General features: G+C 46.9%; 8 protein-coding genes and 1 pseudogene. 7 read left to right on the forward strand and 2 right to left on the reverse strand.

Translation table 11 applies throughout. The features are described from left to right. A partial coding sequence (locus Q0R17_RS19630; protein ID WP_293938177.1) for a UTRA domain-containing protein occupies positions 1-304 on the forward strand: 304 nt, incomplete at its 5' end. A gap of 147 nt (positions 305-451) precedes the next feature. Continuing rightward, positions 452-1,051: a histidine phosphatase family protein gene (locus tag Q0R17_RS19635; RefSeq protein WP_293938178.1), complete on the forward strand. Its 600-nt coding sequence runs from the start codon at positions 452-454 to the stop codon at positions 1,049-1,051. 197 nt (positions 1,052-1,248) lie between these two features. On the opposite strand, the gene Q0R17_RS19640 is transcribed toward Q0R17_RS19635, so the two are convergent. Then, positions 1,249-1,707 (reverse strand): threonine/serine exporter family protein, encoded by a 459-nt coding sequence (locus tag Q0R17_RS19640; protein WP_293938179.1) that lies wholly within the window; start codon positions 1,705-1,707, stop codon positions 1,249-1,251. Then, complete coding sequence (locus Q0R17_RS19645) at positions 1,708-2,466, reverse strand: threonine/serine exporter ThrE family protein (RefSeq protein WP_293938180.1); 759 nt, start codon at positions 2,464-2,466, stop codon at positions 1,708-1,710. 438 nt (positions 2,467-2,904) lie between these two features. On the opposite strand from Q0R17_RS19645, the pseudogene Q0R17_RS20130 reads away from it, so the two are divergent. From Q0R17_RS20130 to treC, 5 genes and pseudogenes are all read left to right on the forward strand, one after another. Continuing rightward, positions 2,905-2,958 (forward strand): annotated as a pseudogene (locus Q0R17_RS20130) (PTS transporter subunit EIIB); the annotation flags it as partial. 209 nt (positions 2,959-3,167) lie between these two features. Further along, positions 3,168-4,331: a sterol desaturase family protein gene (locus tag Q0R17_RS19650; RefSeq protein ID WP_293938182.1), complete on the forward strand. Its 1,164-nt coding sequence runs from the start codon at positions 3,168-3,170 to the stop codon at positions 4,329-4,331. 249 nt (positions 4,332-4,580) lie between these two features. Next, positions 4,581-5,126, forward strand: a complete 546-nt coding sequence (locus Q0R17_RS19655; RefSeq protein ID WP_293938184.1) for a DUF1993 domain-containing protein — start codon at positions 4,581-4,583, stop codon at positions 5,124-5,126. 374 nt (positions 5,127-5,500) lie between these two features. Continuing rightward, positions 5,501-6,958 (forward strand): PTS system trehalose-specific EIIBC component, encoded by a 1,458-nt coding sequence (treP, locus tag Q0R17_RS19660; RefSeq protein ID WP_293938186.1) that lies wholly within the window; start codon positions 5,501-5,503, stop codon positions 6,956-6,958. Between the two features lie 75 nt (positions 6,959-7,033). Next, positions 7,034-8,680 (forward strand): alpha,alpha-phosphotrehalase, encoded by a 1,647-nt coding sequence (gene treC / locus Q0R17_RS19665; RefSeq protein ID WP_293938188.1) that lies wholly within the window; start codon positions 7,034-7,036, stop codon positions 8,678-8,680. Positions 8,681-8,933: the final 253 nt, after the last annotated feature.

An 8,933-nucleotide genomic window follows, 5' to 3' on the forward strand; every position in this document is an offset into this window, starting at 1 on the left:
TGTGATTCTGGATATTAATTATTTCGTCGCCGAGCTGATCCCTGGCCTTACGCCGCAAATAGCGCAGAATTCGATTTATGAATATATAGAGAAAGTGCTCAAGCTAAATATCTGCTACGCCCAGCGCGTATTTGAAGCCCAACCCTGTATTGAGGACGATCGCCGTTATTTAGATTTAAATGGGATGGATCATGTGATTGTGGTGAAAAACCACACCCATTTCTACGATGGCCGTCAGTTTGAATACACCGAATCCCGGCACCGGCTGGATAAGTTTTTTTTCTCTGATATTGCACGGCGTTGATTGGGCTGGCTTGATTAAATGTGCGCAGCAAAGTGTCAAAAAATGCCACCTGCGGCAGGGTGATTTTGAACAATATAGGTGGGATGGTTGACTTGGGTCGACCATAAAATGGCGTTACACTTTACGATCTTTGATGAGGATATCTATATGCCGCGTATTATTTATCTGCTGCGCCACGGGCAAACCGAATTTAATGCCGAGCTGCGGATGCAAGGGCATTGCGATTCGCCATTAACCGGGCAGGGTGTTGCGCAGGCACACGCCATGGGCGCAACGCTACGCGAAGAAGTGAGCAATCCGGCCGACTGGCAAGTGCTTGCCAGCCCTTTAGGTCGCGCCATGCAAACAGCACAGCTGGTGTGTCAGGAGTTGGGGCTGCCACACAGTTGTATCCGTGCCGAACCACGGCTGATTGAAGTCTGTTTTGGTGAATGGGAAAAAAAACAGGTCGAAATACTGCGCTTGCAGTACCCAGAACTCAATGGCGTGCCTGATTGGTATTTTCAGGCTCCGGCTTGTGAGCCGTACGCTGCAGTTGTTCAGCGCATTGAAAACTGGTTGGCAGATACAGAATTGCCTGCACGCTTAATCGTCGTCGCCCATGGTCTGTTGGGACGGATCCTGCGTGGCGTCTACGCCGGGCTGACACCAGACCAGCTCTGGCAGCAGGACATGCCACAAGATGCCTTTTTCCGGCTGCAAAACGGTACGATTACCCGGATTTCATGTGCGCAATTTGCCAACTAAAACCGACCTTGGCGTTGGTAAACCTGATCAGAGCCTGCTGTTTAAAGGCTCCTAGCAGGACGCCGAAGCGAGGAATAAGCGGGGCATGTTTATGTTGTTGTCGCTTGGCTTCGTTTCTTGGCGAAGCAATAAAGGAAGCCCCATTCGGGGGCTCCCGCACCTAAATTCAATGTGCCGAAGGCACCAAACTTATTTCTTTATTTGCTTCGCTTTGGCAATAGCAATAAAGGTGCGGCAATGCCAAAGGCTAGCGCTAATACAATCATGATGGCTTTTACACCGTGTACTCCGGCGGCAATTAAAAGGGCTGTGCCATCATCCTCGGCCGCCATGGTGGCGATACCTAATAAGGCTTGCACGGATTGATACATTGATTTGCCGGGTATCATGGGAATAGCGGCGCTAATGGCGTAAATCACGCCGGGTTGATTATGGCGGTCTGCCCAAAGCTCGGCCACAATGCCGATTAATAATGCGGCCAATAGCGTGCCAAATACAATATCACCATCCATGGTTAATACCAGCTTGCGCGCGGCATGGCCGGATACTGCCAGAATGCCGCACATCCATAATGCTTTGGGCGGCACATTAAATAACAGTGCAAAGCCTAATGCGGCGGGCGCAGCCATTAGCTCGATTAACCAAGGTGTAGACATTTAGATTCCTAAGATGCGTAGCGCCAAGCTAATGCCAATGGCAATGCCAAGAATAATTACGGCGCTCATGGTAAATCTAACAATGCCATTTAAATAATTAGCATTTAGTAAATCAGATGCGCCATTAATTAAGGGCACGCCGGGAATTAAAAATAATACCGAGGCGGCCATGGCAGTATCGGGCGTGCTGGTGAAATCTCTTAATAAGCCGGTGCAAAGCAGAGCCACAAAGCTGGCCACGCTGGCAAATACAAAGGGCTTGAAGTGCTGCAATACCAGTTGAAAGCGCACCGCCATTCCTACTGATGCGCCTAGAGTCGTAATTAAAATTGCCGCTGTGTCGCCACCAAATAAAGCCGCAAATGCACCGCAGGATAAACCCACAAATAAAGTCACCACGCTGCGCGGGTAATGGCCTTTGGCCTGGGCTATTTTATCTAATGCCAATTGGGCATCATCGGCATTGAGCTGGTCTTTTTCTAAGGCCAATAGCCAGTCATCTAATGAAGTCAATAATGAAAAATTCACCCCCATATGTGGTGCTTTTCTAAAGCCGGTTTCCCGTTCGTGCTCCCGCTCTATGGTGGCGCCTATATTGGTGGATGAAATAATCACCTCAACTTGCACCGCACCCAGCGCCTTGGCCGTGCGCTGAATAATCAACGAGGTGCGATGCGTGCCTGCCCCGGATTGATGGGCAAGCAGGCCGGCTTTTAAGGCCAGCGTCAGAATATCGGTGAGTGCGTAGATGGCTTTCATAGGTTCCGCGCAGGATCAGGCAAACGTCAACAGAGCTTTCATCATAAAGTAATTACATTGGAATGCTTTATCCACGATCAAGCCGGCCTTAAAACAGGCTTTTTTACGCATGCGCCTGTGGTTTTTTTGTATTGGCCCGCTGCATAGCGCGGATATGCGTGGTTTTAAGCCACTTCTGCTTTGAAAATACCCGATAAAAAGGCATTTACCCTGCATTTTTCTACCCATACTGAGGGTTGCTGTGTTTGATTTAGCTTAAAAGTCAGTGAATTTAAGTGATTAACTGGTACATACGAGTATTGACACGTCTCGTCTGTACGAGTTAAATGCATCACTGTAAATATTACATAAATAGGCATATAGATGAGCTACGACTACCGGCAGATTGCACAGCAGATCTTCGATTCAATTGGCGGGGCAGAGAATATAGAGTAGGCGGCGCACTGTATTACGCGGCTGCGGATTGCTTTAAAAGACGAAGGCAAAATCAATCATGAGGTGCTAAAGGCGGTTGATCTGGTGAAAGGCCAGTTCAGCAACGGCGGCGTGTTTCAGATTGTGATTGGCTCAGGCGATGTGGATCGGGTTTATGCCCAACTGATCATTATGAATTTAGTTTAATAAACTATTTGTATGTGATTTGTTGATGTTTTCCGTGCAAATAAGCATTTTGGTTGTTAATTTTTAATTGAGAGTAAATTATGGGTAATTGTTTGGTGGGGTATATTGAAAGGTTTTGGAAGCTTAATTTTTCATTTGATTCAAAGGGTTCAAAAAGGCTGTTGTGGTTGGCTATTTCAGTTTTGGCATTATTATCGGAGTTGCTATTTCATAATAATCTACGCGCGTTGCCTGAAGCATTTCATGCACAGTATGTCACAGTTTTTTATAATGTAAAATCAATTTTCATTGGAGATTTACCAGAGAATATCGGTTTTTTATTGATTGCTGCGGCAGTCGGACGGAGTGTTTTTAGCACTTCTGTGGGAGTGTTGGATTTAATCTTTTATAAAAAGATTACAGGGCGAAATTTCAATTATGAGGCAATGGTTACAATCGCAATTGTCAATCTGATATTTCTTTTAACCTTAATATTTTCTATTATGAACCCATTTGTTTTAAATTATTTGGGCTATTACTCAAAAATTTTGGAGAGTATTCCAACGCTAATTAACTTAAATGGGATTGTTGCATTGCTGGTGGCTTGCCTTATTGGTGACTTTTGTTTTTACTGGTCGCATCGCTGGTGTCACAAAATTCGTTTTTTCTGGGCTTTAGGCCATGTGAATCATCATCGTACTCAAAATTTAACGCAATTAACACAAGCCGTAGACCCGCAGTCTTTATTGTTAGATACCGCAGGCGGTAAAGTGTTTGTGTTGCTATTGCTGCCTTTGGTAACAAAACTATTTTCTCTTGATGTTATAAGCAGTGGTTGGGCGTTATTGGTTATTATTATTTTTGACGCTTGGACAGACCCATCTCATTCTGTAGTTTTATATTATGCAGAAAAAAAGATTAAACTATTAGGAGTATTCAGATCGTTTTTGGTAACTCCTGCGGTTCACTACACTCATCATTCGCGGGAGGAAGCGCATAATGTGTCTGATGGTTGTAATTTTGCAGCACGATTCACGTTATGGGATAGACTTTTTGGAACATATGTTGAACCGCCAACGACTCCTCCTGAAACGGGTTTGTTTCATGAAGAAACCGATTATTGTTTGAATCCAGTAAGATTTATCTTGCATCCATATGCCAAAATGTTTATCGAGTTAAAATCTAATAAAATTATGTATTGGCCTGCAATATTATTTGGCTCCACGTCTTATGATCCGCCAAATTCTTCGGGTTTGCACTATTGATAAAATAGGTTTTGTGTCACTACTGTAAAGTGTCATAAAAAATCCCCTGATTATCTCTCTTGCTCAGGTCCCCTTGATTGGATAATACGTATGGCATAAATTCGGACGGTCTGAGCGGTTTTGAATTAGGGAACCCTTAGTCCACACATGCTGCGTGCCTTACTCATGGCCAAGCCTTGCCCGCGTGGATGCTTTGTTGAGTAAGAGACATAATCAGGAAAAATTCTGTTTGTTATAGGGGAAAACGCAATGAGTTTATACGATGTTTCGGTTGTGGTTTTTATTCAACATTTGGAGCGAGTAAATTTTATGCTCCAAAAGGTAGCAAAACATGTAATAGAAGAAAAATTGGATGAAGAGGCTCTTTTAAAAACCAGTTTGAAAAAAGATATGTTCCCATTTGGAATGCAGGTTTTAATTGGAATGGATTTTTCTTTGAGGGCGATAAAACCTTTGCTGAATAAGAAAATCATTATTGAAGATATGCCAATCAATACGCTTGAGCAGTTACAGCTAAGATTGCAAAATCGTATTGAAATTTTAAACGGCGTTTCTCAGCAAGACGTGGATGCTTTAGAGAACTTAAAAATGGCAGATAAAGCGGGGGATGCTATTTTTGAAGCAAATGGTTCAGTATTTATTATGCAATATGCAATGCCTAATTTTTTTTTCCATCTGTGTATGGCGCACGCTATTTTGCGATGTGAGGGTTATCCTGTTGGTAAAGGCGATTTTGATGGTATTCATCAATATCAGCGAGGCTTTAGTTTCTTTGAGGCGAATAATAATGATTGAGTTTTTTACAGCAGCAACCCCCAATGAATTTAAAGCCCTGTAGTGCGGGTTAGCCGCAGGCGTAACCCCGGATTCAAGCATGCTAGCGAAGTAATGGGGTCAGGTATTGCATTTTGCATCAGATAAAAGGCTTTTTTTTGCCTGTGCCTATGGATTTTTGTGCATTGCTCCGTTGCATTGCCCTAGATTTGTTAGGTTTTAAGCCACTTCTGCTTTGAAAATACCAGCTAAAAAGGCCATTTACTCCACGTTTTTCTGCCCATACTCAGTCTTGCTGTGTTTGATTTAGCTTAAAAGTCAGTGAATTTAAGCACTTAACTCGTATGTATGAGTTAAGTTGCGTCACTGTGAATATTGCACAAAGAGGCAGATGGATGAGCTACGAGTACCGGCAGATTGCACAGCAGATCCTCGATTCAATTGGCGGGGCAGAGAATATCGAGCAGGCGGCGCACTGTATTACGCGGCTGCGGATTGCTTTAAAAGACGAAGGCAAAATCAATCATGAGGTGCTAAAAGCGGTTGATCTGGTAAAAGGCCAGTTCAGCAATGGCGGCGTGTTTCAGATTGTGATTGGCTCGGGTGATGTGGATAGAGTGTATGCCCAGCTAATCGATCTGGCCGGAAGAAACGCAGCTACTGTGGCGGATGTAAAAGGCAGCGGCGAGAATAAGCTCAATCCTTTGCAGCGCTTGGTCAAGATTTTCTCTGATGTGTTTATGCCGATTCTGCCCGCGATTATTGTCGCTGGCCTGTTGATGGGGATAAACAATCTGCTCGGCGCTAAGGATATGTTTATCCCCGGCAAAAGTTTGCTGGATGCGTACCCGGGCCTAAGCGGCCTGTGGCAGTTGGTCAATATGATGGCCAATACCTCTTTTGTGTTCCTGCCTGCCTTGGTGGGCTGGTCGGCGGCGAAGCGTTTTGGTGGCAGCGAAGTTTTGGGCATCGTGCTGGGCTTGCTGTTGGTGCATCCGGATTTGCTCAACGCTTGGAATTACGGCAAGGCCGCAGCCGGGCTAGATGGCCAAGCGATTCCTTACTTCGATATTCTGGGCCTATTTAAGATTGAGCGCGTTGGCTATCAGGGGCAGATCTTGCCTATCTTGGCCGCGACTTGGGTGATGAGTCAGGTAGAAATCTGGCTGAAAGCGCGCGTGCCCAATGCGATTCAACTGCTGGTTGTGCCGATTACCACCATCGTAGTGAGTGGCGTGCTGGCGCTGGCGGTGATTGGGCCGGTGGCGCGAGGTCTCGGCGTGTTGATTACTCAAGGCTTGGTGCATGTGTTTGAAGTGGCCCCCGTGCTGGGCGCGGCGATTTTTGGCGCGCTGTATGCGCCGCTGGTGATTACCGGTATGCACCATATGTTTATTGCTGTGGATTTGCAGCTGATTACCAGCCACGGCGGCACTTTTATCTGGCCGATTATTGCGCTATCCAATATTGCACAAGGCAGCGCGGCTTTGGCGATGTTCTGCATTGCAAAAAGCGCTACCGAAAAAAGTATGGCGTCGACCTCGGCGATCTCTGCATTCTCTGGCATTACCGAGCCAGCCATGTTCGGGGTAAATCTGCGCTTTAAATATCCTTTCTACGCCGCGTTGATAGGTTCAGCCTGCGCTTCGGTGTTGATTACCCTAAACCACCTTTTAGCTTCCGCGATTGGCGTGGGCGGCTTACCCGCGTTTATCTCGATTGTTCCGGTGCATATTCCGGTGTTCTTACTTGGCACCTTAGTCGCCGTCATTGTGCCCTTTTGCCTGACTTGGGTTTTTGCCAAGCGTATGGCATGGAAGGCTGAGCCGGTGCTGGCTCAGCAATCTGTGTAGATATCAGGAGCGGCAACGCCTCAGTTTTTTTAGTAAGCAGCGCCGTCTCAGTGGCGCTGCGCAGGGAGTACTTAGATGCAACAAGACTGGCAATCATCCGTGGTTTATCAAATTTATCCTAAAAGCTTTAGCAGCCATCAGGGCAAGGCGACGGGGGATATTCTGGGCATAGTAGACAGGCTGGATTATCTGCAATGGCTGGGCGTGGATTATCTGTGGCTGACGCCCATTTACGCCTCACCGCAAAAAGACAATGGCTACGATGTTAGCGATTACTACGCGATTGATCCTGCTTACGGCAGCATGGCTGATTTTGACTTGCTGCTGAGTGAAGCATCCGCTCGTGGCTTGCGCATCATGTTGGACATCGTGGTGAACCACACTTCGGTGCAGCACGCTTGGTTTCAAGAAGCTTTAAAGGGCCGTGATAACCCTTATCGTGATTTTTATATCTGGCGCGATCAGCCCAATAATTGGCAATCCAAATTTGGTGGCTCGGCGTGGGCGCTCGATCCGGCCAGTGGCCAGTATTACCTGCATTTATTTGATGAAAGCCAGGCGGATTTAAATTGGGAAAATCCAAAGCTGCGCCAAGCCGTGTTCGAGATGATGCAGTTTTGGGCCGATAAAGGCGTGGCAGGCTTTCGCCTCGATGTGATTAATCTGATCTCCAAGCAGCAGGATTTTGCCGATGACGATAGCGATGGCCGGCGTTTTTATACCGATGGCCCGCGCGTGCATGAATATCTGCAAGAAATGCACCGCGCCGTATTTGCTGGGCGAGATTTGCTGACCGTAGGCGAAATGTCATCGACTACCTTGCCGCATTGCATTAATTATTCGCGGCCAGATCGGTATGAATTATCCATGACGTTTAATTTTCACCACCTGAAAGTGGATTACCCGCAGGGCGAAAAATGGCTGGCTGCGCCGTTTGATTTTATCGAGCTAAAACGCATCTTGTCGGATTGGCAAAGCGGCATGAATGAGGGTGGTGGCTGGAACGCTATTTTCTGGTGCAACCACGATCAACCGCGTGTGGTTTCTCGCTTTGGCGACGATGGCGAGTATCGGCTTGAATCGGCCAAGATGCTGGCCACCACGCTGCACGGCCTGCAAGGCACGCCCTATATTTATCAGGGCGAGGAAATTGGCATGGCTAATCCGGCCTTCACCCAGATCAGCGATTACCGTGATGTAGAAACGCTTAATGCCTACCAAAGCCTAAGCGCAGCGGGCGTGGCTGAGGCTGACATCATGGCGGCGATTAAGCAAAAATCCCGCGATAACTCGCGCACGCCAATGCAGTGGGATGATGGAATTAACGCAGGATTTTCTAGCGCTGAGCCGTGGATAGGCATCGCCAGCCAGCCGGAACAAGTCAATGTGGCAGCGGCGATGGCCGATCAAAACTCGGTGCTATATCACTACCGCCAACTGATCGCCCTACGTAAAACATCGGCAGCACTTAAATACGGCGAATACCAATGCTTGAGTGCAGATGATCCCGCAATTTGGGCGTATAGCCGCAGCTTGCCTGATGAAATCTTGCTGGTGGTGAGTAACTTTACTGCTAGCAGAGCAGAGTTTTCGAATGTCGCCATCCCTGAGGGTTGGTCAGGCGAGCTGCTGCTGACGAACTACGCGGATATTGGCACAGATTTCAGCCAGTTTAATTTACGGCCATTTGAATCGCTGATGGTGAGGTTTAGTCCTTCTTAGTTTAGGGACTTCTGCTGATGCAACATTTAAACAGTGCTTTTTAAGTGCCTTCGGCACGTTGGTTTTGGTGCGGGATCCCCCGCGAAGTATTTGATTTCTGCTTCGCCAAGAAAGTAAGCAAAGAAGGCGACCCGGTAAGGTTCACACTCATAGGTAACACATTCGTCCAAGGACATAGGTAACACTTCTCTGGTTTGTGATACGCACAACTGGAGCACGTTATGCCGTGGAATGAGGTGAAACCGATGGATGA

It is taken from the genome of Iodobacter sp. (assembly GCF_025352645.1).
In the GTDB taxonomy this organism is placed as follows: domain Bacteria; phylum Pseudomonadota; class Gammaproteobacteria; order Burkholderiales; family Chitinibacteraceae; genus Iodobacter.